Raw genomic sequence first — 25233 nt, 5'->3', positions numbered from 1 at the left:
GGGGCGCGCTGCGTCGTCAATCGACTGCGCGTTTAAACACTGGCAACAGAGAACGAAGCTTCCAAACATTGACCAGCGGCCGTTCCAGCCAATCATTCTTGCACTGAGCACATCGCTTCTACTCAGCTTCTGGCAGTACTGGTTCAAATCAACTGACATCGCACACCTCCGTATGTATGGCGAGGGACATCCAGATCCCTCCCCTCATTCATGAATAGCTCATGTACCACATGAGCTTCTATCGATTAGCTATTGCAACGGCCGGAAAAACGCCTGAAGCGTATAAGCAACCGAGAATGTGCGGTGGCTCTTCTCCAGGCAAAAAAATACCCGCTCGACGGCGGGGTGCGGGTGTTGCGTTCGGCACTCAGGCGGCAGCGGCTTCGGGCTCCGCGCCGGTTGCGGCCTTTAGCGCTTTCAGTTCAGCTCGCAACTCTTTCACTGCGCCCATGAGGTCGGTGATGAGCGCCATTGGCTCAAGCTGTTGAACTCGAGCATTGCCTTCTTCGTCGACACCGTCTTTTTCCCCGGTAGCTGCCAGCGGGTTTACCGCCTGCGCCTCATGCGCAATTAGCCCCTGATAGGTAGTGCCGTCACCTTTGAAGACGTCACCAAACACCTTGCGCTGATAGGTCACAATTCGGTACGCGTCGATCCTGTCAAGGTAAGAGGTTACTTCGGCGTCCTTGATGTATTTTTTAAACCGATGGTCGGAACCGAAGAGCGTCATTGTTCCGACGTAGGTTGCGTCAATCCAAACGTCTACGTTGGAGCCTGTCCAATTGAAGTTATGAACCGTGCCGCCTTTTGCGCCGTTGACGCCGTTACGGCACCACGTCCCGTACGATTCAAACTTTCCGGTAAGGCTTAAAGTTCCAGCTATGCCGTTAGCTAGACGCACATCGTAATCACTTGGCGTGTTGTTAAAGTGGAAGTCAATATAAGGATAGGCCGACGCTATTTCTATCGACGGAACGGTAATCACGCCCGAGCTAGTTAAGCCAGCAGTGACTATATTAGGCACGTTTAAAAGACCCGCATAACTATAGGTCATGGCCGGCCCGCCTGCACTGTTATCAGCGTTGACCGATTGCCAAGTAAACCCGCCTAGTCCCCCGCCACGATTACAGATGAAGTTCATGGCGCCATTAAAAGCGTAGCCCCCTGTGTTCCAACCGATGTATCCACCTTGGATATTATATCCGCCTGCGGCGGCGCGAAGTGCCATTCCGCCTAGAGTTGCGTAGTAATTACCAGCTTTTAATCCGAGGGTGTCTAATGCCGCCGGCCCGTTGTTCGCCCCTGTGCCGCCTTTAGCTACAGGCACTACGCTTTCGGTAGCTACCGAGCCCAACCCTAGGTTGGTGCGAGCCGTCCCAGCATCGGTGCCACCGGTCCCGCCTTTCGCTACCGGCAGGGTGTCGTAGTTGCCGGTTGTGCCCAGCGCAGCCAGCTTCGAGCCGAACTGGTTCACCAGCGCACGCAGCGCGTCAGCCGAGTCCTTGACGTAGCCCTGCATCGGCGCCAGTGCATAGCTTCCGCCGTTTGCGGTCGGCCCTTGGTACGCTGGCGATATCGACATGGCCGTGTCGCTGGCGATGTTGGTCACTTCGTACCAGCGCCCGTCCGGGCCGCGGAAGGCGTCTCCCACTCGGGTGTTGGCAATGAATGCGGTACCGGCGCCGATCACGGCATTGGAATTCAGGACGACAGAAACCGTCCCGGCTTTGTACCAGGGCATATGCGCTCCAGGTCAGTTGTAGTATCGATTAATGGGGAACTTGCAGACGGGAATACAGAAACTGGTGTCGTTGATACCTTGGTAGTACCAATATCCGCCACCAGCGATGGTGGCTGTGATCTTCAGCACGGGCAGGTTATTTTCCAGCAAGCTAATACCCACAAAGCCCGCGCCTCCTGCAAACCACATTACTCCGCGGTCGATTGACGAGACGGATATGAAATCGTCGCCGGCGATAACCAGGTCGCTGGTATACACGTCCACTGTGCTGCCTTGGGTTCTCGTCCATTTTTTCGCAAACTTGCTGTACGTAACGGCCCGATCATCAGAAGCAAAAATCGGATTCGCTGCCCCGTCATAGAGTTCAAGTCCGTACATCTCTTTGCTGGTCTGGTTCGAATATTTGCACGCCACAAACTCCATATCGTAGTTCTGGAGAGAGCTTCCACCTCTCACAGCAGACGTCACGGTGAAGCCCGTCCAGTTTCCCGGGCCGCCTGCCAGCGTGATGTACACGCCGAGCGAGCTATGAACACCTCTTACATGCCGGAGGAATATCTGAGGGGCTTCGGTAGTCTGAATCGCCTTTGTAAACGTGACTGCCCCAGATCCTTCTCGGTCCGTGTAGCGTGAGGTGATCTTGAAATTCCCCCTTTCCGAAAACACGAGCATCCGATAGTCGTTGCTGATCAAGATGGAGTTGCTGTTATTCATGACGGATAACCCGTACTCGTCCATCAGATCACCCTCACCACTTCAACCACACACTCAACGTTGTTTTCGAGCCATTCGTCGGCATAGTTGCTTCCTACACCGGTCGCCCTGCGCCTGTTTACGTAGGTGTAAATCGCGATTTGCGTGCCTCCCAAGTCTCTGTAAACCGGTACATAGCCCCAAGCATCTGGGTATCCGGGCTGCGCATACTGGGCGTAAGCGCGGGGGGTGATAGTCACGAAGCATCTAGAGGGGTCATATCCCGGCACATCCATAAGGATGTAATCGGTCCGCACCCCACTGCCGGTTGCTCGTTTGGCGGGGATCAAAAGCTCTGCGAGCTTCTGAATCGTGAAATCCGCCATGCCGAGCGTCAGCACCCCGTTTCCGTCAGAAATTTCTATGCCGTATTCCATGGTGATGGGTTACCTCAGCTTGCCCAGACGAACCCGCAGAACGTTGTTGGCGTCGTAAACCGAAACATTCTGAGAGGTGATGACCAGTCGGCCTTGCCCAGCGATGGCGCCGTTGATTTCCAGCGTTCCGTCCTTATTCAGGATCCATCCGGACTGACCTGCGACGTAGTTGGTCGAGCTGATGTAGCTGCCGATCTTGGCGTTGGTGATGGTGCCGTCCTGGATGAAGGCAGACCGGATAAAGCTCTGCCCGCCGGTAATCGCGAAGAAAGCTTCCGGGTTCTGGGTGCTGGTGTTCATCACTGCGAAGGTATCTGCGCGGATCACGAAGTTCGATGTGGTCCCCGACGCGCCACCTTCAAGGCCCAGGCCGAAACCCGCTGCATATGGCTGGCCATTGGAGGTCAGCTCCATTTTCACGGACCAGATGGACGCAAGCTTTCCGTTTGTCGTGGCTTGCGCGGACGCCGTCTGCTGGATCGCAACAGAGTTCTCGCCCGCCTTCGCGTTGAGCTGGGTGATCGCCTCTGCGGTAGTGGCCTGATTGGTGCTGACCACTTGCCGCAGATCGGTTACCTGAGCCGCGTTCTCGCCCACCGTCGCCGTCAGCTGCGTGACCGTTCGCGCAGTGGCCTCATTCGCGGTCGCTGCAACCTTTGCCTCGGTAATGATGCTGGCTGTGCTGTCCCAACCTTTCAGAGCGTCAGCCAGCTCGCCCTCGCCGTTGTCCTCCCGGTAGGCCGCGCGCAGCGCCTGCATGGAGGCCGCTTGCGCAGTGACCGCGCCGTTGAGCTCGATCAACTCAGTGGTGTGCGTCTCCACTTGCTGAGCCAGGCCATTGGCCGTTGCCAGCATGTCGCCCACGTCCTCCCAGTAGGCAAGGTTCAGCGGCGGCGTGTTGGCCGGGACATCCTGCTGCGCCTGATAGATGCGCCCGTCGACCACCACCATCTGGCCTCTGGTGTAGGTTCCGTCAGGGTTGTAAGCCTTCAGGCCGTCCAGCGCGTCGATTTGCTCCTGCAGGCCGTCGATCAACTCGATTTTGTCCTGAAGGTCCTGGCCGAGTTCGGTTTCGCCGATCTGGCCAGCGATCAGCTCAAGGATCGGTGCGGCGTCTGAGCCGGACTGCCCCATGACGCCAGAGCCGACCGGATACCACGGACCGATGTTGCCTGTCCGGTCGACCAGTCGCGCCCAGAAGAAGAAACGGACGCCCGCCAGCAGGCCCTGCATCGTGTACTCGGCCTGCGGGTAGGCCAGGTCGCTGAGCTTGGTCGCCGACGCCAGTTCGGTCGTCGGGCCATACCAGATCTCGGTACGCTGGGTGTCTTCTGCACCAGGCGGGAACGTCCAGTTCAGCCTGATACCGAAGATCAGCGACGAAGCGGTGAGGCTTGTCACTGCCGGCGGCAAGCCTTCCTTGCCCTTCAGCTGCGTCAGGATCGACGTGCGCCAGTTCGAGGAGATATCGAAGGCGCTGACGGCTCGAACGCGCGCCAGGTAACCGCCCGCGTAAATACCGGTCACGTCGACACTGGTCGAGCCGGTGCGCTGCACCTTGATCCAGTTGCCGTTGTCCTTACGCCACTCCACGTCATAGGCAACGGCGCCGCTTACAGCTGGCCAGCTGATCGTCATGGTGGTGACGGCCAGACCCTGGGCGATGGCGGTGGTCGAAGTCAGCGATACGCTGGCAGGCGCAGCAACAACCGTGATTGGAATGACGCTGATCGGGCGCTCTTCGAGCCGCGCGCCGGTATCGATGTACGCGAACTTGCTGGGCTCGTACTGCAGGGCGCTGATTTCGTACTCGCCCTCGGCGCTGCGTCTGGTGCTGAGCACCCGATACAGCGGAATGGCGAGGTCGTCGGCATCCAGCGCCCACTGCAGTTCAGGAATCGGGGTTTCGCTGTAGGCCTTGGTCACGGTAAGCGCCCGGCCGGCGACGGACTCAACCGTCCGGCCCTCGGCCTTGCCGCCGGGCAGGTTCACGATCAGGCGGTCGCCAGGCTTTGCCCGTGTATCCCGATCGAGGGTGACGACCTTGCCGGCTGCCGTCGCGATGCGTCCGCCCACTTCCCGGCCTGCCAGGAGAGTGTCAGCAACCGGGATGATGTGGCCGGGCAGCGGGATGGCGCCCTCCATGCCAGTCTTGAACGTAACGGTCCGGTCCTGGTTGTTGCTCAGCACCACCCACTTGCCACGGCGCTGGGCTTCCGACGCCCGCGTGCAGCCGATCGCGCTCAGCTCCGTGGGCTTGTCTCCGAACCGGCGCTGCATGTCCAGGTCGGCGAAAGGGATGACATCGGTGTCGTAGTTGTTGTCCGGGTTGTCGTAGCTGACCAGTGCGCGGGTGTAGCGGGTCTTCGCCGAAGCGCTGCCGTAGCTGAACTTGCCGTCGATGACATTGGCGCGGGTGAATACGTAGTCGAAGTCCTGCGCGCGCGGCATGTCGGCCTGCATCACCAGTTGCCCCTGAGCCCAATAGGTCATGGCGCGGTAGATACCGGCAATGTCGCGCAGCAGCGACCACGCTTCTGCCCTGCCCTGCAGGTTCATGTCGCACAGGAATCGAGGCTCTTGGCCACCGACGCCGTTGGGTACCAACTGGTCGCAGTATTGCGCGATCCGGTACAGCTCCCACTTGTCGACCATGAACGACTTGATGCGTTTGCCCAGCCCGAACCGGTCTTCGGTGCAGATACCGTAAGTGACCCAGGCCGGATTGTTGGTCCAGGCCTGCTTCATGGTGCCATCCCACACACCGGAGTAGGTTCGGTTGACCGGGTCGTAATTGCTCGGCACCTGCCATTTGCGGGCCTTGCACCTTACGGTCACGGCGGGGATGTTGGTGAACTGCTCGGCGTCGAACTCGATATACAGCAGCGCGGTGTTTGGGTAACGCAGCTTGGCGTCGATGACCTCGGTCAGCCCGGCCACCAGCATGGTGTCGGCGATCCTGTTGGTGTTCTGGTTCGGAGTCAGGCGGCGCACGCGGATCTGCCAGCCGCTCGTTGCCGCCGGCAGGTCGATACGGCGCGAGCGCTCATAGCGGGTGGTGGTCTTGCCATCGACCGCTTCGGACAAAACCTGCTGATACGATCCGCCATCAGTGGCCACGTCAATCGCGTATTCAATTCGGTAACCGCTGACGTTGCCCTCGTTGTCCTGCTTCTGGAGCGCGGGCCAGGCCAGACGCACGCGCACCGCGGAAAGCTGAGTGTTGGTGACCGAGCGAACCCATGCCGCATCACTGCGCAACTCAACGTTCACGGTCGTTTCGTTGTCCACGGACGGGATGCCGGGGATATAGGTCTGGTCGACCGATCCGGGCCGCCAGTCCCACTTCACGTTCGGGAAGTTGACGTTGCCGCTCGCGTCCTGAATCGGCGTGTTGTCCAGGTAGATGTCTGCCGCAGTCGGCGTGCCTTCGAACTCCCCCTCACCTACTGCGATCAGTAGCTTGGCAAGGTTGGTGGAGCGCAGGCTATCGGCCGCTTCAGATGGAGCTTTCGGACTGCTGCTGCCGCCCTTCTCACCATGGATGTCGAGTTTCAGTGCAGCGCCCATGCTTTTCTCCAGGCAATAAAAAACCGCCCGGAGGCGGTCGCGTCTTCGTTGTCAGTTCAGGTTTTGTCTTCGGCGTAGATCGATGCGGAAATAATTGCACCGCCCCAGCGGCGCTCGCCGATGCAGATCGGCACCGGATTGCCGCTGGCCGTGGTGTTCTTGGCGCTACCAAAGGCATAGGACGGCATGTTCTCAGGCGAGGCGCTCTGGCTCAGTCCACCCGCTTGCGGGCTGAGCATCTGGATTACGCCCCCTGCGACCAGCGCGATGCCCACACCTGCGGTCGGCGCTCCGAAAAAACTGGCGGCGATTAAGACAACACCCAATATCGTTTGCAGGATTCCGCTGCGCTTACTTCCGGTGATGACGGGCACTACACGAACCTCCCGCGATCCGCCTCGGGCGAAATCAGCCTCGGCGACATTTTTTCGGTTGCGAAAGATCGCAAAGCGCATGCCGAGCCCGTCGAGCCGGCGTATTTCCTCAGCGAATCCCGTGAGCGTCGCTTTGAGCGCTTTGAAGACTTCCCACGTCTGGCCCGAGTCGACCTGCCGGCGGTGTACTCGACCGAACTTCTGAGCCAGTGATCCGGACAGCAGAATGGTGGTCATCTGGGGGTGATGAATTGAGTTCACTTAGCCTCCTTGTGCCGGAGAATCAGCCGGGTTCGTTCCAGCCATGGCCCGCCGAATACAACGATCTCGCTCGGGCGGCCATAAAGATGGTGAAGAAGAAAAGGGCCAGGGCCGTACACTGCCGCCCCCTCGCCAGGCAAGCTCGGGTCACTGCCAAGATAGATGCCGGCGTGATTCGGGTGCATCGTCCTGCCAACCTCCATGACGAGCATGTCGCCACGCTGCGGCTGGTCTACCCGGTAGAAGCCAGCATCCTCGTAGTTCGATTCGTACAAGCTCTCGCTATCGGCAGACTCCCACCAGCCATCAGTGCGCTTGAACGCTTCAAACTCCAGTCCCCACTCGCGCCTGTACCAATCGGCGCAAACTTGCCAGCAGTCCCACGCTCCGTGAACGAAAGGACGTTTAAGCAATGGCGTGTTGCCAGCCGGGACGATCGTCCGTAGATCCCCTTCCGGCCAGCTGAGGATATGCCAGGGCAACTCGGTCGCCTCGCACATCGCCAGATCGCGCGGCGACGGCCTGCTTGTTGCGTCGGGATGCGAGTGCACTACCCCGATCACCTGGCCGGCATCCTCCGCCGCCGCGTAATCCTCGGGACTGATACGGAACTCTTCGTTTGGGTCGCTCGCTGCATTCATGCAGGGGAAGTACTGCTGCTTGCGCCCCACGGCCAACAGCAGGCCGCAACACTCGCGCGGGTACTCGGCCGCCGCGTGCGCTTGCACGGCCGTCAGGATGTACTTGAGCATGTCAGCTCCGGGCTATAAGGGAAACGGCGGGAAAGCCGCCGAAAGGCAGTTCGTTGGCAGAGCCAAACCTTGGCTCGCAACCACGGGTCAGCGTTGCGTCGCACACGTCTTTCTCAGGGTCATCTGTTGGCAACCCGTCCTTGTCCACATACGGGCCCGTGTAGCCGCAGTTCGGCCCGCGGTATCCGCCAGTGAGACACCAGTGGCAAAGCGTGGTCATCTGCCGGCCCACCGATTCGCCACCCACATCGCCCGGGCTCGCCAACTCCCAGCTGACATTTTCCCCATCCTCGCTGGTCTTCTGGTCGATATACCAGATCTCGACGGTTTCTTGCGTGGGATCAGCGTCAGCGTTTCCGCTCGGGTAGTTCTCGGCGTCCAGGTACCGGCCGAGCGTATGACGCATGGTCAGCTTGAACTCGAGCAGATCCTCGAAGGCCAAGCACAGCGCAGTAATGCGCCCATTTACGTTCCCGGCGGAAAACGTTGGCCTGACAGCGGTGCCGTCGCCGTTCGCCTCTATCCCCTCCAGCTGCACAGGCCAAGCGCTGTACTCTTCCCCCTGCCAGTAAATCGGCTTTGCCGGCAGTAGGTCCGCTTCGGCACCCGCCGCTACCAGCTCGGCGGCCGTGTGAGGGATCGCATGCCCATGAAAGCGGAGCACATCAGCCCCATACTCAGAGCCGTCCAGCTCAAAAAGCAGCACCTCGCTGCCAGGCTCAAGCGCTTGAATATCACTGATCAGCGGCATGGCTGTCCCTTAGGGGTGGAATGTCTGGGTGAAAGTCGATGTCAGCGTATAAACGCCGCCGCCGATAGGCGTTACAGAAGGCGCAGTTGCTCGGTAAAGACCCAGCTCGCCAAGGGGTGGCGTCCAAAAGAACGCCTTGTAGCCCCCGTGTCGATCAAGGAAGGACTTGATGAGGAGCGCTTCATCCCGGCTCTCCGTAAAGGAGAGCGGCCATGAATCCTGTTTGTTGTTGATGCCATCGCCGACTACCTGCTCGTACCCATCCCCGAATTGGGAGGAGCGAGTTCGGTAGCTCGGCGTACTTGAGGTGCCCTTGCTGGGGCACCAAGTGAACGTTTCAACGGCCATTAACGAGCCTCCAGATTGATCCGCCTGGGCGCAGTTCTTCGGCTATGGCCTGCTCAGCTCCTCGCTTCGCGACAGTCGCATAGGCCTGCCCAATCGCTGCATCTTCCTGTTTGTTCGTGTTTCCCCCGGATTCGGGGACCAGGATTGACTGCTGGATTACGACTTTGCCCGGCTGCACTCCGGCGGTGCTGCCACGCGAGGCGCCTGAGCCGACATACCCTCCATCGGCATACCCCTTTGAATTTGCGTTCATGCGCTCCAGGAACTCACGCGCGCCGGGCTGGCTGACGACCTCCTTCTTCACTACGAACTCGCCGCCGTGCACCACGCCTTTCGGCTCGTACTTGCCGCCGTTGCCGGTGTAGCCGCCGTCGGAGAAACCGTACTGCGACGAGTAGCCAGCGGCTGATGCGCCGAGCTTCGACGAGGTTGCTCCGGCAGAGCCTGCCGCGAATCCATTTGCACCTGCGCCACCAGCCCCGAGCCCTCCGATCGCACCAATGGCGCTGCTGAGGAAGCCTACCGCCGCCTGACGGATCTGGATGCGGATCAGGTCCGCGATGATTCCGTCCGCCAGATCCTTGAAGGAAAGTTTGCCGGTTCGCACGAAGTTGATGATGCCGTCTTCCATGTTGCTGAAGGCGCTGGTGAACATCTGCCGGGTTTGTCCGGACACGTCGCGCGCCTGCTCCACGTAGGTCTGCATGGCCGACGTTGCGCCAATGGACCAATCAGACTGCGCCTTGTCCACGGCCTCGTAATACTGCGTCTGCATGGATAGGCGGGTTTGCAATGCCGATTGGAGCGCGGAGGTTTCCTTGGCGTAGAGCTCAGGACTGATGCGCCCTTCGTTACGCTGCTGCAGCAGGTTGTCCATCTGCGACTGGTACTGCTGCTGGATGCTCAACTGCTCCTGCAACCGGGCGCGCTGCTGTTCGCCCATGCCGAGACCGGCCAGGCTGTTATCGAGCCCGGTCTGGTCCTTGGCAAGCTGGCTGTTCAGGTTGGTCTGGAACGCGGCGAGCTTCTGCGTCTCCTCGGTTGCGATCTTGCGTAATTCCGTTTCCCGCTCGAGCGCAGCGTTGCGCTTGAGCTGTGCGGTGATCAGGTCCTGATTGGCAATTAGGGACTTCTGATCCGCAGTCAGCGTTTGCTTACCTTTGATGTCGGCGAGCTGCTGCTCCCATTTGATGAGCTGCTGGCCAGCAGTCCCTATCTTGTCGATCTGCCCCTTCTGTGCGTCGATAAGAGCGTTTTGCTGCTGGAGGACCGAGTACTGCTGCCGGGCCTGATCCAGCAACTTCGTGCCGGCGCTTTCCGTGTAGGCCTTATTCGCTTCGCGGGTCGCCTTGGCGGCATCCTTGTTGGCCTGCTCCTGAGACTTCAGCGCGTTGGCGGTGGAAAGAATGGCGACCTTGTCGGCCTCAGAAAGATCAGCGTGCTCAGATATATATCGGTTTGCCTCCTTGACTGCGTCATTGTTGTCCTGAAGCTTGGCGAGCTGTTTCTGCAGCGTGCCGAGGTAGCCTTCTCCTGCTGCGGTGAAGCCTGCCTTTGCTTGGTTGTTCTGCGTCGTGGCTGCAGTATTTTGTCCCATCAGCCCCGTTTGCAGACCTAGAACATCGTTCACCTGGTTGAGAACCGAGATATTGTCGCCGACAACGCCCGCCTGCTTTTCCCAGCTCCTGAGCAGCGCCGGAGGAACTTCGCCGCTGGCGGCAGCCTCGCGCAGAATAGGACCTAGCGCTCCGCCGCTAGCTTTCGCCGCGTCAAGCTTTGCAAAGAGTTCGTCTACCGCCTGTGTCTGCTTGGCGATCTTGGCAGGGTCGACCAAGTCTGCGCTGGAATTACCAACCAGCGCAGCCTCAATCGACTTCTTAAGGTCCTTATAGGAGTTCTCCACCTCCATGGTGGCGCCAAGTTGCTTATCCCTCCATTCGTTTATTTTGGCCTGTTGCTGATCCTGGTTCAGCCTCTGGAACTCCATCCGGAGTTGCTCAACCGTCTTACCCAGGTCTGACAAATCGCCCTTGAGCTTCTCGGACTTGCTACTGAAGTCGGCAAAGGAGACAGCCACGGCACCAGCTATGAACAGGAGGCCGAGCGGCCCTCCGAGCATGCCAAGCAGCCCGGTTCCCGCAGACGCCAGCCCAGTCAGCGCTCTGGACGTGAGGCTTGCTGCCTGAGCGGCGCGCGTCGATGCAACGGTTGCAGCGTTGACGACGGCAGTGGTCTCTCCGTAAGCCAGAACGGCAGCTGTCCGAGCGGCATAAGAGGCCTCGATTTGCGCGGACGCCGCTACGGTAGTCGCCGCGAGTGTGCGCTCTGCAGCAGCCACCTGAGCGGTGATGGCGGCATGCGCGCGGTTTAACTCGGCGAGGCGAGTGAGCGAAGCGGTTCGCCCTTGATCGGTGATCTGCGCACGTAGACGCTGAGCTTCAAGTTCGCGCTCGGCGACTAAGGCTGTCTGAACTGACTTGATTCGGGCAACTTCAGACGCTGCCACTTCACGGTTGGCTGCGACTTGCCGTTGCGCGCCAGCGATCTGTGCTGTTGCGCGGTCGACCGCGGCCTTTGCGTCAGTCTGCTTCGCTTTCGCAGCGGCAAGATCTTGTGCGGCGACTGAGGCGGTCGACGCAAGCAACCGCTGGTTCGCGGCCATTGCAACCCCAGCTTGAGCAGCCTGCTGAGCAAGGCCTCCAGCGATCCGGCCGAGGGCCACATACAGCCCGGTAGTCATGACCTGCTCAAGCGCGGACGTGTTTTCCTTGATGGCAGTGAGCGTGCCTGGAAGACTGCCATCCAGCGCTTTCGACAGGAAAAGGATTTCCTTTGCCAGCGCAGTGCTTGCTCCTGTGGCCTGGTCAATTTGTCCCACGAAGGACGTAGCGGAGTTACCCAGCGCGGTCAGGCTGTTGCCGATTGTGGCCTGAGTTCTGGTGAACAGGTCTTCCACGGCTTTCTGCTGACTCTGTAGAGCTTTCACTACCGCGTCGGCCGTGAGCTTGCCTTCCGCTCCGAGCGAACGAAGCTGTCCTACCGTCTTGCCCATGCCCGCAGCAATGGCCTGCGCGAGAGCGGGCGCCTGCTCCATTACGGAGTTCAATTCCTCGCCACGCAGTACGCCGGAGGCGAAGGCCTGACCCAGCTGGATCAATGCAGCGTTAGCTGAAGCCGCTGAAGCGCCAGAGATAGCAAGGGTCTTGCTGATGGTTCCAACAACACCAGCTACACCCTCGCCAGTCAGCTTGAGTTCTTTCTGGTTCGTGGCTATGCGCTGGTACAGCTCGGCCGTTGCGGTGAGCGGCTGGTAGGAGCTTTGCGCAATCGAGAACACGGCCTTTTGTGCAGCGGCCAATTCGGCAGAGCCATTTGTTACAAGCCGCATGCGGTTGGTCAGTGTGCTGTATGCCTCGCTTGCATCGTACAGCGCCTTGACGCTTAACGCCGCTGCAAGCGGGCCGGCAAGCCCTGCTGCTGCAGCTGCAAGCGACTTCACCTGCCGCTCCAGGCCCTGCACCTGCCCGGAAGCGGTGCGCGCACTGCGTCCAGCTGTATCAACGCTGCCGCTTGCGCCGGAAAGAACAGGTCCAGCCCGAAGGCCGGCCTCATTCAGCCCCTCAAGTGCGCGGCGCACGGCGAGAATCTGCTGCTCGGCGCTGCGCCCATCGACTTCGAGTGCGAGGCGGGATGTCAGGGCCATACGTTTCTCCAGGCATGAAAAAGCCCGCTCAGTGGCGGGCTTGGTGATCAGCGCCTGGACTCAGGCAGCTACTGTACTAACGGTTTGGTCTGCTTCCCGCAGGACGGGCAGTAGAGTGAACCTACCGCTATCTCAACCTGGCAATACGAGCATGGCCGAAGCCTGCCCCGGTAAGGCTCGGGCTGAAGCTCTTGAGCAGGAGTAGACGCAGGTTTCTGCGCCTGTTCTGCCTGACGAGCGGCTTCTTTGGCGCGATAGATTTCGTTTCCTGAACGGATCTGCGCATCGATGCTGGATTTGCTTCTGAAAGCACTGATCTTTTCTTTGAAAAGCAGCACGACGACGAAGATCAGGCCTACAGCCAGCGCTATTGCGCCTGCGGCCGCAACCACCGTCCCATAAGCAAGAGCGCCTGCTAGGAAAACGAAGAGCATCCATGGTGCCAACACCAGTAGGATGAGTACGAGCAAAATAACAATCACCAGCTGCATTGACGAGACTCCCTGTTGATGGCAGCAATCTACCATCAACACGGCGACCAACGAAGGCCCTTAGAAGGTAATCAGGCTCTTTGCTACGGCTGCAGCAGCTGCTTTGATCGTGCTGAACGACAGGTCCAGACCCTTCTCTCTCACCAAGCTGACCGTCTTGTTCCAGATGCTCTGCGGCCTGATCTGGTCCAGAAACTCATGCCCCTCCCACGTCAGCTCAAAGGCATGACACTGTCGCGGCTCACTCAGAAAGGTCGCGCAAGTAGCCTCCAGCAGCCCGGCCTCCTTGAGCAGATAAATGTGGTAGGAAACCAACGGCGCGTCATATCCGGGGATCGAGGTGCCATCGACGTGCTGGTTGTGCCCCTGAATCTCTTCTACAGCGATCAGGATTTTCCTGACCAGCTCCCAATCGCGCTTCATGGCGGCTCCAATACGGTAAACGTGTGGCAACTTTACTGGACGCCCTAACTTTAAGTAAGGGCGTCAACCTTCATCCCTGTCGCTGAGAACCAGGTCATCCAATGCGAACACAACATCGTCGATCATGTCGCGGGGCAGCGCCGCCGGATGCCCCTCAAGCCAGTCATTGATCTGGCTGGCCGAGAGCGGCAGCGGGAATACGCCGGCCATCGTGCTCATGTACTGACGTGCACGACAGACGCTCCGGAAGGTATGCAGCAGGTAGGCAGTGATCGAGTCAATCTCCGGCTCGTCCGGGATGCGTCGCTTCAGGCGGGTATAGATTGCGCGCCTTTTTTCGACGTTGCCCGCCCACTCCTTTTCCCACTCGAAGCGGGCGATGGCTTTCCCACTGCCTCATCTTTTTCCTTCTTGAGGTCAGCCGCGACCTCAGAAGCCTTGGCGAGCACGAACAGGAAGAAATCGACATCGCCCTTGAGCATGTCGCGGCCGACCTGCGGACTGTATTTCAGCGGGTTGCCCTGCTCATCTTCGGCGCCGCTCCAGTCCTTGAGCAGGAAGGTCGCGATCAGCATGCATTGGTTGTCATGCTCGGTCTTCTCGCCCTCGATGATGCCAATGTCGCCCTCGGGAAACTGGGCATCGTTTCGGATCAGGCGGCGGCGCATGCGTTCCAGAGCGATCTGATATTCCTCGTTGTCCAGGCCTACCAACTGAATTTTGGTGTCTACGTCGTAATCGAACCAGCGCGCCTCGCTATGCGGGGCTGGTTCCTTCTTCATTTTCAGGGTCACGGTAGTTCCTCACGCCACGCCAATAAAAAGGGCCGCACCGGCTGGCGTTACTGCCGGAGCGGCCAAAGGAGCATCAGTTACGGGGTTTCAGGCTCGACCGGGGCCGGCGCGCGGGTGATGGTCGGCGCCACCTTCGCTACGGTGTAGTTCAAGGTCACTTCGATCAGATCGCGCTTGCCGCCGTTCGGCAGCTCGCCATCGATCTCCAGCGCCGGGAAGTCGAAGGTGTAGGAGTTGCCGAGGCTGTCAGTGATCGGGAACGAGACGGCGATTGGCGCGCGGTTGAAGCTGTTCTTCCACAGCTGCCAGGCGCGCTGGGACCAGGCCATGGTGATGGTGCCGGTGATCGCTGCTTCGGTGGCGATGTGAGCGCCAGGACCGAGACGTTCAGAGCCGAGGCAGCGCTGCGTCTGCATGCCGTTGTCCAGCTCGATGGTCATACCGGATACGCACGCGATGCCTTCCAGCGATTCGCCGTTGACGCTGACTGTGCCCACGTTCACGTTCGACATGAACGGCGTAGTGGTCGGCGGCTTGACGCCGGCTACGGTGTTTACCGTGCCGTCGGCGTAGTCCAGGCCCATCATCCCGAAGGTGGCGGTGATCTTGCCGTCAGACGGGATTTCCAGCGCGAAGGTGGAAACGTGCATGCCCTTGAACAGGGTGAACACGTTCACGTCCGCGTAGTTCTTCGCGATCGTGAAGGTGCGGCGGGTGTCGCCGATGGTCAGCACGTCATTGTTCCAGGTGCCGTAGAAGGCGGCCTCGAACAGACGGTCAAACGTGCCGTAGGACAGCTCGGCAGTCAGGTCGCCCTGAATGTCGGTGCTGGTGGCCACAGAGCCCTGGCTCAGGCGCGAGTCGGTGATCTCGTCGCTGACTTCGGTATTCACGGTGGGCGACAGGGTGTTGCCGGTCAGTCGCAGGGTGTCGAAGCTGCCCACTGGCGTGACGCCGGGGGTTACTTCGGGAATAAGGTAAGACGTGACTTTGGCGCCGCTACTCATGGGTTATCTCCGTTCTGCGGGCATAAAAAAACCCGCTCAAGGCGGGCCGGGTTGGTGCTTCAGGTTCAACCGGCGCGGAACCGGGTCACAACATTGATCTGGTAGAAGCCTTCGAACTCGCCTGCATCGACCTGACTGGTTTCGATGCACTCAAGGTCGCCTTGGCTCCAGTAGGCGAAATGCGCTTCCAAGGCATCCGCCAGCTGATTCAGCCCCTTCATGCCAGTGCGGATGCGAGCGAAGCACTGGACGGTTATCAGGCCAGGCTTGCGGGTGTAGGGTTGATCGGCCATGCCTGCCATGAAAGCCGTGGCGTGCCCGATGTGCAGGCGGCACCACAAACCCTCGGCGGGCGGCTTGAACATGCCTGAGGTATCGGTGTTCTGAGCTGGGTACTGGGCATTCGGGTAAAAGATGCGACTTTGTCCGATGCCGGTGAATGCGGCCATGCGTTCGGTGATCGCAACGCGGATCTCTTCGTAGGTCATGATGCGTACGCCGCTGCTACGCCGGTGAAGGCCAAGCCAAAAACGCCGTTCGGCGCCTGCTTGGAATGGCCGTTCTCCAGCTTCTCCGCGTAGGGAAGATTGTTTTGGATGTAGATGATCGTGTACGGCTTCAGGCCAGTCAGTACGGCGTTGCCAGCGCTCAGGGTGCCGGAGCCGGTCGGGTCGAGCGTGGTGCTGTTCGAGAGCACTGGCCTGCCGATGCTGACAGTCGTATTTCCGCGAAAGCGGCCAGTGTCGACCGGCGATCGGGTCACGATCTCGCCCAGCAGCGCCATGGCGATGATCCGCGCCTGCTTGGTCAGGTCGCTTTCGATCTGAGCGACGAAGGCTGTCGGGGGAATGCTCCATCCGGCCATCAGACGCTCCTCAGTTGGGTTTCGTAGTGCGCGCCAACCGGATCGATCTGCACGTTGAGCACGTCGAAACCGTTGATCTTGTGGCCTACCTGCGGGACGCCGCCAATCACCTCATTTGTGAGGACAATCAGCAACTGGTCAGTGGACTTGATGCTTTCGCCGTCGATCAGGTCGACGCGGTAGCTATCGAACACGCCGCGCCCGGTGTAGCTGATGACGACTGGCTCGCCGCCCGTCTCGGTCACCGGATCCCATGTGCCGGGCAGCGTGATGCCGCCTGCAAACGCCTGCATGGCGTCGGCCAGGTCGGTATCGAACGCTTCGGCCAGATCGGCCTGCAACTCATCGCGTAGGCCCATGGTCAGCCCCTGTGAACGGCAAAGGAGAAGGCGCTGGCCTTCCATGGCTCGATCAGTGCCAGAGCGAACTGGACGCGGGCCGGGAGTGCAGCGGATGTGCCGCTGACACTGGCGAACGTCTTGGCCGAAGACACAGAGCCGGCCTTGACCGACTTGGACAGCACCTCGCCTTCGGTCTTGGTCTGGTACAGCTCGCCAGCGGCGGCCGCAGCGGCCAGCTCAACGCCAGCATCGATCAGGCCCTGCGGAATGGCGTCGGGCTCGACTGGGCGCAGGGTCTGCGAGTTGAGCCAGGCATTCGCCATAGCCACATAGCGAGCCTTCTCGTTTTGGGCAGCCCACGTCTCGCCCAGGGCGGCGTCAACGGCGGCAATGGTCACGTATTGCATGGGATGCCTCGAATAGGTGGGGCCGAAGCCCCGGTGTTACTTGGTGGTGGTCTTGCTGGTGGACGCCTTGCCCGCTTCGGTCTTCGCGCCGCCGCCGTTGTTACGGGCTGCGGTTTCGTCCGATTCGGTGCGAGCGGTATCAACGCCGCCGGTTTCGCCGACTGTCTGCGGGCCGACGGTGATGTTGCCGGCCGTTCCGCCAAAGCCCCAGCGGGCCTTGTTGTTTGGGTCGATGTGCTTGTCTGGTTCGACTGCCATGATGTTTCTCCTTCAAGTCGGCCAGCCCCGGCTGAGGCCGGCCATCGGTCAGGCCGATACGGTGGAGGTGACGAACGCCAGAGGCACCTGCTTGCGGTCGAACTTGCGCTCCCAGTTGGTCGCCAGAGCCAGGTCGGACCAGTTGGCCGATACCGGGCGTGTGGTGCCGGGCGTGCCGGTGATGGTTGCGCTGGTGAACGAGTAGCCCAGCGGATGCACGACGAAGTTACGACGAGTCCACAGGGTTTCTGTACCGCCACCATTGCCGCGATCAGGAGCGCGCTCGTATTCGAGACCGTCTTCACCCGCTGGCTGTTGCTCTTCGTAGCCGAGCGCGCCCGGACCGAAGATGACGGACAGGTAGCGAGCGTCAGCACCCGTGCCAACAACCGGCATGGAGTCGTCAACCACGACGCGCATCCCTTGGAAGCGACCGAATTCAGGAATCTGGTCAGCCAACGGGGTGAAGTCGATCAGGTTGAGGATCTGCAGCTCGGTCTGCACGGCGGAGTGCATCGCGATGACGCTCAGTCCGCCCAACTGGCCGGAGTAGTCGCCCATGGTGGCCTTGGCGCGGATGATCGCTGCGGCGTTGATGGTGCCGCCAGCATCCACGACCATGTCGCCGCCGTTGCTGGCTACGTTGTCGTTGTAGATACCGATGGTGGTTGCGATGGCGCGGCGCTGGGCCACTTTGCGCCAGTACGACAACAGGCGGCCGGCAACGAATTCCAGCGGGTCCTGCTTGGTGATGTTCTTCACCAGGTTCATGCAGTTCCAGCCTTCGTTGAGGTACGCGGCGCGCGCCTGCATGGAAGCACTGGTGACCGACAGCGGAACGGCGATGTCGGTGTACACGTCGTTCGAGTAGTTCGACTCGATGGACGCATCCAGATCGACCCACCACGGAATGGTGAAGGTGTTGGACGGGCTTGCCAGTAGCTGCGCCATATCGCTGTTACTGGTCAGGATGCCCGACTCGAAGAACGCGGTGCGCTCAACACTGAGCACATTGATGTAATCGCGCAGTTCGTCGCGGAACACGACGTCCGAGAGAATGGTTGGCATTGCGGGGTTTCCTTATTGCTTGGCCGACTTCGAAGCAGCTTTCTGGCGCTCGTACTCGGCGGGATTGGTTCGGCGAAGCTCTACGCGCTCCATGCCGGTGAGTTGGTCAAACGTTTTGGTGGCCCCGCCACCCTTACCCCCGGCAGCCCCGCCGCCGTTCGCTTGCGAGCCGCGCACCAATGCTGCGTAGCGCGGCGCTTGCTGGAATTCCTTTGCCAAATCGTCGAGTGACGCGATGGTGAGGTTGCCCTCGGCATCCGTGACCTTGACCTGGCCGTCTACGATCTTCAGGCGGCGCTGGACGAACTCAGCCAAGATCTCGGCGTTCTCGCCGTCAGCGATGGCCGTGGATACCTTGCTTGCCGCCGACGTCAGGTCGCGACGCTCAATGCTGGCGGTCAGTTCGGCCAGCCGGGTGCGCTCGGCGGCCAGAGCCTGTTCGCTGCTGGCATACAGCTGCTCGAAGTCGCCGCGGGCCTTGGCCGCATCCAGCTCTTTCTGGGCCAGCTTCTCGTCGGCTTCGCGCTTCAAGCGCTTGGCTTCCTTGGCCTCGTCCAGCAGCGTCTGGTTCTGGCGCTTCAGGCCTTCCAGGTCACCGTCACCGGCGGGCAAGCCCTCAACGGCCAGCACGTACTGGTCGCCCTGCACCTTGTACAAAGCCTGCAGAGCGGGTTCGAGTGCGTCGAATGCTGCCTTGTCGATCAGATATTTCATTTCATCCCCCGGATGATTCGCCGTTGGCTCAGCCGCGGGCATAAAAAAACCGGCTCATGGCCGGTCGTGGTTGATTCAGAGTCCTGCGCGCTTGAACGCTAAAGGCTCAAGCTCTCGCAGCTGGTCAAGGGTCAGGGTCTTTCCGTTCGCCGCAACGAAGCGGTCCAGCGTCAGCTCGCCCTTCGAGAACAGGGCGTAACGGCTTGGGCCGAGTACTTCGCGTTGGAAGCTCGCGGGCTGCCGTTCCAGCCATTCCTGATACGTGGTGTTGCTGCGTACAGGCTTTGCCCCGTCTGGTCCTACTGAGGGCCTTGTGGAGCCTGGTATCTCCCGCCGGTATTCGGCCTTGAGCCAGGGAATTTCCGAGGTGCGGCAGTTCCAGTGGAACGGCGGCGACGGAGCCGACAACGGCACGACGGTGCCATCCAGCGACCGGCAGACCGGAGACGTCCGGCCGTCCAGGGTGGCGATCCGCTTCTTGCCTTCGAGGATGTCGTCATTCGCGTTGAGCGTTTCCATGCGCGCCGTGGCGGCGACATGGTTGGTCACGGTGCGAACGAGTGCAGTGGCCTGATCTCGCTGCAACTGGTGGAGCCCGGCCAAGCGTCGGCTGATCTGCGGTGTGGTTTCGCCCAAGGCCGCCCCGATCTGGATTTCTCCGATGATCTCGGCGGACTTCTTCGTCCCGAACTGGTCGAGCGCGCCGCTGATACTGATCTTCTGCACGCCCGTCCGTGCTTCAAGCTTCATCGGCTCGGACAAGGCGGCAGCTTTGATCATCTGCGGCGACGGGGTGTTGAGCTGCACCACAGGCCTGACCACCTGCCCCATCAGCTCGATGCTGAATTTCGACTCGACCACCGACAGTTCGCGAAGGTCCAGTTGTATCTGACCCTTCATTGAGCCGTACACGGCCGCCAGATCGTTTTGCAGCGCTCTTATCTGTTGCTCATACCGTCGAGTGCCGTAAGCGCTCAAGCCTTCCGCAATGCGCTCCTGCGCTGCCTTGATCGCGGTATAAATGAACTTGGCGGCCTTCTTCGCGTTGCCCAGGGCCAGCAGCTCCAGGTAGATCTGATGCCTGGTCGTCTCGCCTTCGAGATATCCCTCACTGCTCATCGTCTACCTCGGCTGGCTTGGACTCCTTTTTCTCGTCGGTTTCGCTGCCCAATATCGGAGCCTCGCCCTCGCGGTCCTCGTCGATGTCGTCGTCGGTCCGGTCTGCCTCGATGACAGCGCCCCTGCGCAGATTGGTGCGCAAGTCCTTCTTGGCGATGATGCCCTGCTGCCACAGCTGGACCTGAGCCAGAATCGCCTGAGCGTCCATGGTCTGTTCGAAGAACTCCTGATTGAGCCAGAACACAGTCCCGTCCTCGTCAGGCGCATCCATCATGAAGCGTTGAGCGTCGAACAGAGCCAGGCGCACCGCCTCGGACACGTTGCCCGCGATAGTGCCCAGTACCGAGTTGTCGGAGGTGTAGCGAATCCGGACTGCTTCAGCCGTCTCGGCACTGCCGCCCTGCTGGACGATCCGCGCGCCGATCATGAGCATCTGCTCTTCTTTGTCCTTCATCAGCTCGCGGGCCAGCTGGGTTTCATTGGCCTGCAGCATGACTGCCGATCCAGAGGTGCCCAGGTTATGCCCGCGGCGCGACCCGATGTGCATGCCGTTCGGGTTCAGCTTGGCGAAATCGTCAGGCGAGATAGCCGTGGTGATGAACAGCGTTGGCTGCGAACTGATGAAGCCCGACTCTTCCACCGTGGCGCTGTTGCCGTAGTGAAGAATGTTCACCTCTGCCAGGTCTTCAAGCGGCGCCTTGTCGATGCTGGCGTCGTTGTTCTGAGAGCCGATGAAGTGGAACGGGATGTGATCGAAAGGCTTGCCGGTCTTGTCGGTCGGTGTGCTCTCTTCGACGTCTGCCATGTCTTCCCGGTACAGGCGCTGCACGTACTGACCGCCGACCAACATCAGCGCCCGGTATTGGTCCACAGCAGTGAACTCGAAACCGTCCTCGGTCACTTTGTTGACCTGCTCATGCAGCACGACCAGCGTCAGCTTCTTCACGCCTTCGATAACGTCTTCGCGCCAATTGATGATGCTGGCCGCTGGATAGAAGTGGATGAACGACTTCCTGCCGCCTTCCTGAGCCTTTGTCAGCGAAACCTGACCCTCTGGCAGCAGGACCTTCGGAAAATCAACCAGCAAGCCAGCGCGGCCCGTATCGAGGCATTCGCCGGTTAGCTCCTTGCTCATCTGCTCAAGGCTGGAACCGTCGCCGGATACGTTCTCCAGCAGGTACTGGATGCCGGCCGGCAGCTCGACTTCAGCAGTCTTGCGGAACACCGCGCCCAGCAAGCCGGTGCGGGTGCGGCCAACCACGTTCAGGAACATGGCTCGCTTCTTCAGCTGCTCATACCGCGCCAGGTTTTCCGGACTCAGGTTGAGAGGATCCGGCATCGGCAGATATTCGTTGTACTTGCGGACCTCGCGAGGCCCAGCCACGCAGCGCTTGACCAGCTGCCAGCCGGGCAAGGCCTCCGAGTACTCTGCCCGGACGGCACTGTAGTTCGGCATGCGTAGAACCTCAGAATGTGAATGTGACAGGGATGTGGGTCATGACTGCGCGCTTGGTCTTGGCGACAGCGAAGTAGCGGAAGGCGTCAGCGGCGTGGGATGACCAGTCGTGCAGTGGCTTGTCTTTCCAGCAGCCCTTCTTGTCGTCCCACTCCTTGCGGTAGTTCTCCAGGCAGGTGATGCCCTCCTCGCACTTGGCCTCGTCGAAGGCGCAGCGTGGAAGGATCTCGCGCACCTGGTCGATGCCGTCGTCCACGCCGATCTTGGGAACGACCTGAAACGTCAGACGGTAATGCTGGCCGTCAATCTCGTAACCCTCGCGCGCCACCTCACGCCGGGTCTTCGCATCGCTGCTGAACTCCCGGTTGTCGATGTCGTGCGGCCCCCAGTGCTCGCCGTAGGTGTAGCCGCGGTCCTTGAGCACCTTCATGTAGTGCCGCAGGCCTTCGCCGCTGTTCTGGTAGAAGTCGACGATGTGGAATTCCTCACCAACGATCCGGACGAACCAGATCGACGTCGAGTCGCCCACGCCGATATCCCAGAACGTGTGGACAGGCTGATGGCTGTTGTCTGGCAGCACGCCGATGCGCTGCGAGCCGTAGAGCTTGGTGAACTGCTTGGCGTAATACGCGCCTTCAATCGACTGCTGGAAGGCCTCGGCGGGAATCGACGGGTACTCCCGCTTCATGTCGTCGCCGAGCGTCTTCTCTTTGGCCGAGTACCAGGCGCGCTGGCCTGGGTTCGTGACGATCCCGTGCTTGGCGTGCAGCTCGTTGAAGTAGTTCGTCAGGCGGTCAGGGATGACCACATCTGTCGGGTCGAGCCAGTACAGCGCGTTGCGCCACCAGCTGAAGAAAAAGAACTTCCAGTCCAGCAGGCCCAGCGGCACGCCGGAAAGCTGCTGCTTCTCAGCGCTCTGCGAGTAGTCGAAGAAGTAGCCCGCCCTGCCCTCCGCCGTCGATTCGATGGTAACGAAACAGTCGGCGGCGACAGCCTCGAAGGCCCCGGTAACGATCTCTCGGGCCTTGTGGGGGAACTTGGCGCAGATCTTCCCGAACTCGGATACGTGCAGATACCGTAGAGTCCCGCCCCGGAAGGATGTGGACACGTAGAGCGATCCGCCCTTGCTGAACACAAGCTCACCAGCAGCATCGTTAAAAGCAGGGTTTGCAGCCCGTATCTCCTTGGGAAGGTTGTCATACGCATACTTGATCTTCTCGCGGAACAGGCGCTTGGCGTCGTTCAGGGTGTGAGCGATCAGCGCGCACTTCGCCGACTCAAACAGGGCCGCATCCAGCTGCACGATGCAGACCAGCGTCGTGAACCCCAGCTGACGAGCCTTTAAGATGATGTTGCGGGTGTGCATGCCCTGGAAGTAATCAATCTGCTCCTGCGTCATGCGGAAGCGGACCTTCTTCCCGTTCTTGTCGGTGATGAAGTACAGGTTGTTCAGGCGCCAGAACCGATCCCTGAGCAGCTTCATGTGCTCGGGCTTCATGTCAGGCGTCCTTCGATAGTTCGTCCATCAGCTTGGACAGATCGTCTGCGTCGTTCCCGCCCTGCTTACTGTCGAGGTCGTAAGCCTGGCGTTCAAGGCTGATCAGCGTCTTCAGCGTCTCGGCCATTTCCTTCATGGTCTTGGAGCGCCCCGGCAGGTCGATGATCTTCTGGTACAGGTCGTTCCGCTTGTCCTGGCCGTTGTCGTCCTCAGAGCGCAGCAGCTCGCCGAGCTCTTCGAACAGGTGACGGTTGTCAGTCAGTCCTTCCAGCTCATCCAGCAGCTTGTTGGTGAGTCGCCGGCCGCGCGATATGTCGTTGCGGTGAGCCATGCGTATGTTCGCAATGACTTCCGCATTGACCTCAATTATCTCGCGCTCGGTATCCGCCTGTTTGCTGGATACCTCGATGGATACCGTGCGCTTGGATACCAGCGCATCGGCCTTGGCCTGAATCTTTGCCTTGAGATTTCGCTCCCAGCCATCCCGCTTGGCGCGCTTGTTGATGGCGCCGTGGGTAATGCCTTGGGTCGATGCGATCTCGCGTATGGAAAGCAATCCGGCCCGGTAGGCACGTTCAATCGCCTCCCAGTCGGGTTGCTTGGCTGTCATGGTTTGATCTCGGTAAACTTAAGAGGATTGAAATAGTGGCCGATTGCCGGTATTAGTGCCCACTCATTCATCTGAAGGAATAAGCAATGTCAGAGCATTTCAAAAACCTCATGGCGAACACCGGTTTCGGGCCTGGAACGGCGGAAGACCAAAGACAAGCGGCGGTCGCTGCGGCACTTATATTGATTGCCGCTAAAGTCTCCAATTCGCCAGATCGCTCCACAATCGTCAAAGAAGAGCTGGAAAGGCTCTCGACTTATGCCGACCAGATTCAGCAAGCGCTCAAGGTTTCTTAAGTCACCCGTGCCGCGCTCACTCGCGGCACATCTGCTCCAGCCACTCCTCAATCATCCTGCGTAGCACAGGCTCGGTCAGGATGCTGGATGGCTTGTCGCCCTCGATCACTGAGCGAACCAGCGCGACAGGGATGACGTGCGGCCCATCAGACGCAACCACACACAGGTGCGGACGCTGATCCGCGATGTCGTGGATTTGAGCTGTCATTGGGGTTACTCGACTGTGCAGTTGGGCTAGGTCGGACGCGGACAATTCCGCCAGCTCAGCCAATAAAAAAGCCCAGCGGATTAGGCTGGGCTCAGTGGATGGTTGAAGCGTGGAGCGATATCAGCTCTGGCTGTTCCTGCTCGGTCCGGCCGGCAAAGGGCCGAGCCCTACTTCCGCGCCATGCTCGCGCATTTTGCCTGCTACCCGCTCCAGCTCATCAGGCGTGAGCGTCAACAGCGCCGCCATGTAGAAATGCATGTGTGGGTTCAACTCGCGAGGCTGGGCGCCGCCGGTGTACTTGCGCCACTGGGCGCCTTGGGCAAGCCCGGCCAGGTCAGCCATTTGCGGACTGGTAAAACCGAGTTCGTCCTTGAGGCGCGCCAGATCAGCCGCGGTTGGCGGCTGGTAATGTTCGATTCGTTTCATATGAGTCCTGACGCCCCGCCGTGGCAGGGCTGAAAAAATGGTTCAGAACAGGACTCTGAAGGCGACCCAGGAAACAGCCAGCGCAAAGACAGCGCCAGAGGCTGCAGACAATATGATATTGCGGGTCTCGTGACGGGGCGCGGCGCGGACTTCGTCGCCCAACTGTGCCAGGTCTTTGCGCATTTGCGCGATTACTTGATCGTGGCTCATGGTCATCCTCTCTCGGGTATCGGGACAAGCCTATTGCCTGACCCTATGTGCGTACTCTCGCCCGAATCGGCTCAAATCTCAAGAGCTACCGGGCAGTAGCCCCGATCTCTCGGGGCTCGTTGCTTAGAATTTGTGGATGAAGGCGGCAGCTGTGACGATTACTGTGATCAGGCCCCCTGTCGCTACAAACGGGTAGAAGCTTGTTTCCCGTTTCAGCTTGTTGGTCTCTGCGATCATCTTTCGAGTCTCGGCTACCAACTTGTGAACCTCAGCTTGCAGTTTCTCAAGCTCCAGTTCTTCTCTCTCGCTTGGCATTTTCCATCCTTTCGGGTTCCGGGTTGCACCCTCTGTGCCGCCCTTGAGATACATTATGTACCCTTAAGGTACACTCTGCAACCTTTATTTATGCCTT

The 25233-nt window shown here is 60.1% G+C and carries 30 protein-coding genes; 1 reads left to right on the top strand and 29 read right to left on the bottom strand.

Going from position 1 to position 25233, the window contains the following annotated elements; genetic code table 11:
• Positions 1-367 precede the first annotated feature (367 nt).
• From J3P77_RS09785 to J3P77_RS09665, 25 genes are all read right to left on the bottom strand, one after another.
• Positions 368-1741, bottom strand: a complete 1374-nt coding sequence (locus tag J3P77_RS09785; RefSeq protein ID WP_434681385.1) for a tail fiber domain-containing protein — start codon at positions 1739-1741, stop codon at positions 368-370.
• A gap of 12 nt (positions 1742-1753) precedes the next feature.
• Positions 1754-2455, bottom strand: a complete 702-nt coding sequence (locus tag J3P77_RS09780; protein WP_434681383.1) for a hypothetical protein — start codon at positions 2453-2455, stop codon at positions 1754-1756.
• A 23-nt stretch (positions 2456-2478) separates the two neighbouring features.
• Complete coding sequence (locus J3P77_RS09775; RefSeq protein WP_434681381.1) at positions 2479-2871, bottom strand: hypothetical protein; 393 nt, start codon at positions 2869-2871, stop codon at positions 2479-2481.
• A 9-nt stretch (positions 2872-2880) separates the two neighbouring features.
• Entirely contained in the window at positions 2881-6441 is a 3561-nt protein-coding gene (locus J3P77_RS09770) for a phage tail protein (protein ID WP_434681379.1), read from the bottom strand.
• 56 nt (positions 6442-6497) lie between these two features.
• Complete coding sequence (locus tag J3P77_RS09765) at positions 6498-7052, bottom strand: tail assembly protein (protein ID WP_434681945.1); 555 nt, start codon at positions 7050-7052, stop codon at positions 6498-6500.
• Positions 7053-7072: 20 nt separating this feature from the next.
• Complete coding sequence (locus J3P77_RS09760) at positions 7073-7828, bottom strand: C40 family peptidase (protein WP_434681377.1); 756 nt, start codon at positions 7826-7828, stop codon at positions 7073-7075.
• A gap of 1 nt (position 7829) precedes the next feature.
• Complete coding sequence (locus J3P77_RS09755; RefSeq protein WP_434681375.1) at positions 7830-8579, bottom strand: phage minor tail protein L; 750 nt, start codon at positions 8577-8579, stop codon at positions 7830-7832.
• 9 nt (positions 8580-8588) lie between these two features.
• Positions 8589-8927, bottom strand: coding sequence for a phage tail protein (locus J3P77_RS09750; RefSeq protein WP_434681373.1), 339 nt, complete (start codon positions 8925-8927; stop codon positions 8589-8591).
• A complete protein-coding gene (locus tag J3P77_RS09745; protein ID WP_434681371.1) occupies positions 8917-12630 on the bottom strand; it encodes a phage tail tape measure protein in 3714 nt (1237 codons plus the stop codon). Before J3P77_RS09745 ends, J3P77_RS09750 begins: the two co-directional genes overlap by 11 nt.
• Positions 12631-12698: 68 nt before the next feature.
• Complete coding sequence (locus tag J3P77_RS09740; RefSeq protein WP_434681368.1) at positions 12699-13121, bottom strand: hypothetical protein; 423 nt, start codon at positions 13119-13121, stop codon at positions 12699-12701.
• Positions 13122-13181: 60 nt separating this feature from the next.
• Positions 13182-13544, bottom strand: a complete 363-nt coding sequence (locus tag J3P77_RS09735; RefSeq protein ID WP_434681367.1) for a DUF2513 domain-containing protein — start codon at positions 13542-13544, stop codon at positions 13182-13184.
• A 63-nt stretch (positions 13545-13607) separates the two neighbouring features.
• Positions 13608-13763, bottom strand: a complete 156-nt coding sequence (locus J3P77_RS09730) for a hypothetical protein (RefSeq protein WP_434681366.1) — start codon at positions 13761-13763, stop codon at positions 13608-13610.
• An 89-nt stretch (positions 13764-13852) separates the two neighbouring features.
• Positions 13853-14338: a hypothetical protein gene (locus tag J3P77_RS09725; protein WP_434681365.1), complete on the bottom strand. Its 486-nt coding sequence runs from the start codon at positions 14336-14338 to the stop codon at positions 13853-13855.
• Positions 14339-14415: 77 nt separating this feature from the next.
• On the bottom strand, positions 14416-15345 hold the full coding sequence (locus J3P77_RS09720; RefSeq protein WP_434681364.1) for a phage tail tube protein: 930 nt from the start codon (positions 15343-15345) through the stop codon (positions 14416-14418).
• A gap of 65 nt (positions 15346-15410) precedes the next feature.
• Complete coding sequence (locus J3P77_RS09715) at positions 15411-15833, bottom strand: hypothetical protein (RefSeq protein ID WP_434681362.1); 423 nt, start codon at positions 15831-15833, stop codon at positions 15411-15413.
• Positions 15830-16210, bottom strand: coding sequence for an HK97 gp10 family phage protein (locus J3P77_RS09710; RefSeq protein WP_434681360.1), 381 nt, complete (start codon positions 16208-16210; stop codon positions 15830-15832). Before J3P77_RS09710 ends, J3P77_RS09715 begins: the two co-directional genes overlap by 4 nt.
• Positions 16210-16569 carry a hypothetical protein gene (locus J3P77_RS09705; RefSeq protein WP_434681359.1) on the bottom strand — a complete coding sequence of 120 codons (360 nt, stop codon included), beginning with the start codon at positions 16567-16569 and terminating at the stop codon, positions 16210-16212. Before J3P77_RS09705 ends, J3P77_RS09710 begins: the two co-directional genes overlap by 1 nt.
• Before the next feature lie 2 nt (positions 16570-16571).
• Entirely contained in the window at positions 16572-16958 is a 387-nt protein-coding gene (locus J3P77_RS09700) for a protein singed (RefSeq protein WP_434681357.1), read from the bottom strand.
• Between the two features lie 36 nt (positions 16959-16994).
• Positions 16995-17216, bottom strand: a complete 222-nt coding sequence (locus tag J3P77_RS09695) for a hypothetical protein (RefSeq protein WP_434681355.1) — start codon at positions 17214-17216, stop codon at positions 16995-16997.
• A gap of 48 nt (positions 17217-17264) precedes the next feature.
• Positions 17265-18284 carry a hypothetical protein gene (locus J3P77_RS09690; protein ID WP_434681354.1) on the bottom strand — a complete coding sequence of 340 codons (1020 nt, stop codon included), beginning with the start codon at positions 18282-18284 and terminating at the stop codon, positions 17265-17267.
• 12 nt (positions 18285-18296) lie between these two features.
• Positions 18297-18998 (bottom strand): hypothetical protein, encoded by a 702-nt coding sequence (locus tag J3P77_RS09685; RefSeq protein WP_434681353.1) that lies wholly within the window; start codon positions 18996-18998, stop codon positions 18297-18299.
• Positions 18999-19073: 75 nt separating this feature from the next.
• A complete protein-coding gene (locus J3P77_RS09680; RefSeq protein ID WP_434681351.1) occupies positions 19074-20117 on the bottom strand; it encodes a phage minor head protein in 1044 nt (347 codons plus the stop codon).
• Complete coding sequence (locus J3P77_RS09675; protein WP_434681349.1) at positions 20107-21573, bottom strand: DUF4055 domain-containing protein; 1467 nt, start codon at positions 21571-21573, stop codon at positions 20107-20109. The genes J3P77_RS09680 and J3P77_RS09675 overlap by 11 nt, the downstream gene beginning before the upstream one ends.
• A 10-nt stretch (positions 21574-21583) precedes the next feature.
• Positions 21584-23071: a terminase gene (locus tag J3P77_RS09670; protein WP_434681348.1), complete on the bottom strand. Its 1488-nt coding sequence runs from the start codon at positions 23069-23071 to the stop codon at positions 21584-21586.
• A 1-nt stretch (position 23072) separates the two neighbouring features.
• Positions 23073-23681, bottom strand: coding sequence for a hypothetical protein (locus J3P77_RS09665; RefSeq protein ID WP_434681347.1), 609 nt, complete (start codon positions 23679-23681; stop codon positions 23073-23075).
• 86 nt (positions 23682-23767) lie between these two features.
• Here J3P77_RS09665 and J3P77_RS09660 point away from each other — a divergent pair, with 86 nt between their 5' ends.
• Positions 23768-23977 (top strand): hypothetical protein, encoded by a 210-nt coding sequence (locus J3P77_RS09660; protein ID WP_434681346.1) that lies wholly within the window; start codon positions 23768-23770, stop codon positions 23975-23977.
• 16 nt (positions 23978-23993) lie between these two features.
• On the opposite strand, the gene J3P77_RS09655 is transcribed toward J3P77_RS09660, so the two are convergent.
• The 4 genes from J3P77_RS09655 to J3P77_RS09640 all read right to left on the bottom strand — a co-directional run bounded on the left by J3P77_RS09655 (position 23994) and on the right by J3P77_RS09640 (position 25190).
• Positions 23994-24185 carry a hypothetical protein gene (locus J3P77_RS09655; RefSeq protein ID WP_434681345.1) on the bottom strand — a complete coding sequence of 64 codons (192 nt, stop codon included), beginning with the start codon at positions 24183-24185 and terminating at the stop codon, positions 23994-23996.
• A gap of 120 nt (positions 24186-24305) precedes the next feature.
• Positions 24306-24611 (bottom strand): XRE family transcriptional regulator, encoded by a 306-nt coding sequence (locus J3P77_RS09650; RefSeq protein WP_434681344.1) that lies wholly within the window; start codon positions 24609-24611, stop codon positions 24306-24308.
• Between the two features lie 42 nt (positions 24612-24653).
• A complete protein-coding gene (locus J3P77_RS09645) occupies positions 24654-24821 on the bottom strand; it encodes a hypothetical protein (protein ID WP_434681342.1) in 168 nt (55 codons plus the stop codon).
• Positions 24822-24944: 123 nt separating this feature from the next.
• On the bottom strand, positions 24945-25190 hold the full coding sequence (locus tag J3P77_RS09640; RefSeq protein ID WP_434681341.1) for a hypothetical protein: 246 nt from the start codon (positions 25188-25190) through the stop codon (positions 24945-24947).
• Positions 25191-25233: the final 43 nt, after the last annotated feature.

This window comes from Pseudomonas sp. R1-18 (assembly GCF_051132095.1).
In the GTDB taxonomy this organism is placed as follows: domain Bacteria; phylum Pseudomonadota; class Gammaproteobacteria; order Pseudomonadales; family Pseudomonadaceae; genus Aquipseudomonas.
This window is presented reverse-complemented; position numbering and strand designations above follow the sequence as displayed.

Bases quoted from the DNA above. Each gene is read 5' to 3' on its own strand.
- J3P77_RS09680 (WP_434681351.1), bottom strand. From the start codon at position 20,117: ATGAGCAGTGAGGGATATCTCGAAGGCGAGACGACCAGGCATCAGATC.
- J3P77_RS09765 (WP_434681945.1), bottom strand. From the start codon at position 7,052: ATGACCACCATTCTGCTGTCCGGATCACTGGCTCAGAAGTTCGGTCGA.
- J3P77_RS09780 (WP_434681383.1), bottom strand. From the start codon at position 2,455: ATGAATAACAGCAACTCCATCTTGATCAGCAACGACTATCGGATGCTC.
- J3P77_RS09740 (WP_434681368.1), bottom strand. From the start codon at position 13,121: ATGCAGCTGGTGATTGTTATTTTGCTCGTACTCATCCTACTGGTGTTG.
- J3P77_RS09695 (WP_434681355.1), bottom strand. From the start codon at position 17,216: ATGGCAGTCGAACCAGACAAGCACATCGACCCAAACAACAAGGCCCGC.
- J3P77_RS09655 (WP_434681345.1), bottom strand. From the start codon at position 24,185: ATGACAGCTCAAATCCACGACATCGCGGATCAGCGTCCGCACCTGTGT.
- J3P77_RS09735 (WP_434681367.1), bottom strand. From the start codon at position 13,544: ATGAAGCGCGATTGGGAGCTGGTCAGGAAAATCCTGATCGCTGTAGAA.
- J3P77_RS09690 (WP_434681354.1), bottom strand. From the start codon at position 18,284: ATGCCAACCATTCTCTCGGACGTCGTGTTCCGCGACGAACTGCGCGAT.
- J3P77_RS09665 (WP_434681347.1), bottom strand. From the start codon at position 23,681: ATGACAGCCAAGCAACCCGACTGGGAGGCGATTGAACGTGCCTACCGG.
- J3P77_RS09675 (WP_434681349.1), bottom strand. From the start codon at position 21,573: ATGCCGAACTACAGTGCCGTCCGGGCAGAGTACTCGGAGGCCTTGCCC.
- J3P77_RS09755 (WP_434681375.1), bottom strand. From the start codon at position 8,579: ATGCCGCTGATCAGTGATATTCAAGCGCTTGAGCCTGGCAGCGAGGTG.
- J3P77_RS09705 (WP_434681359.1), bottom strand. From the start codon at position 16,569: ATGGGCCTACGCGATGAGTTGCAGGCCGATCTGGCCGAAGCGTTCGAT.
- J3P77_RS09785 (WP_434681385.1), bottom strand. From the start codon at position 1,741: ATGCCCTGGTACAAAGCCGGGACGGTTTCTGTCGTCCTGAATTCCAAT.
- J3P77_RS09640 (WP_434681341.1), bottom strand. From the start codon at position 25,190: ATGTATCTCAAGGGCGGCACAGAGGGTGCAACCCGGAACCCGAAAGGA.
- J3P77_RS09670 (WP_434681348.1), bottom strand. From the start codon at position 23,071: ATGAAGCCCGAGCACATGAAGCTGCTCAGGGATCGGTTCTGGCGCCTG.
- J3P77_RS09775 (WP_434681381.1), bottom strand. From the start codon at position 2,871: ATGGAATACGGCATAGAAATTTCTGACGGAAACGGGGTGCTGACGCTC.
- J3P77_RS09720 (WP_434681364.1), bottom strand. From the start codon at position 15,345: ATGAGTAGCGGCGCCAAAGTCACGTCTTACCTTATTCCCGAAGTAACC.
- J3P77_RS09685 (WP_434681353.1), bottom strand. From the start codon at position 18,998: ATGAAATATCTGATCGACAAGGCAGCATTCGACGCACTCGAACCCGCT.
- J3P77_RS09730 (WP_434681366.1), bottom strand. From the start codon at position 13,763: ATGAGCACGATGGCCGGCGTATTCCCGCTGCCGCTCTCGGCCAGCCAG.
- J3P77_RS09745 (WP_434681371.1), bottom strand. From the start codon at position 12,630: ATGGCCCTGACATCCCGCCTCGCACTCGAAGTCGATGGGCGCAGCGCC.
- J3P77_RS09645 (WP_434681342.1), bottom strand. From the start codon at position 24,821: ATGAGCCACGATCAAGTAATCGCGCAAATGCGCAAAGACCTGGCACAG.
- J3P77_RS09660 (WP_434681346.1), top strand. From the start codon at position 23,768: ATGTCAGAGCATTTCAAAAACCTCATGGCGAACACCGGTTTCGGGCCT.
- J3P77_RS09700 (WP_434681357.1), bottom strand. From the start codon at position 16,958: ATGCAATACGTGACCATTGCCGCCGTTGACGCCGCCCTGGGCGAGACG.
- J3P77_RS09650 (WP_434681344.1), bottom strand. From the start codon at position 24,611: ATGAAACGAATCGAACATTACCAGCCGCCAACCGCGGCTGATCTGGCG.
- J3P77_RS09715 (WP_434681362.1), bottom strand. From the start codon at position 15,833: ATGACCTACGAAGAGATCCGCGTTGCGATCACCGAACGCATGGCCGCA.
- J3P77_RS09750 (WP_434681373.1), bottom strand. From the start codon at position 8,927: ATGGCCGTTGAAACGTTCACTTGGTGCCCCAGCAAGGGCACCTCAAGT.
- J3P77_RS09710 (WP_434681360.1), bottom strand. From the start codon at position 16,210: ATGGCCGGATGGAGCATTCCCCCGACAGCCTTCGTCGCTCAGATCGAA.
- J3P77_RS09770 (WP_434681379.1), bottom strand. From the start codon at position 6,441: ATGGGCGCTGCACTGAAACTCGACATCCATGGTGAGAAGGGCGGCAGC.
- J3P77_RS09760 (WP_434681377.1), bottom strand. From the start codon at position 7,828: ATGCTCAAGTACATCCTGACGGCCGTGCAAGCGCACGCGGCGGCCGAG.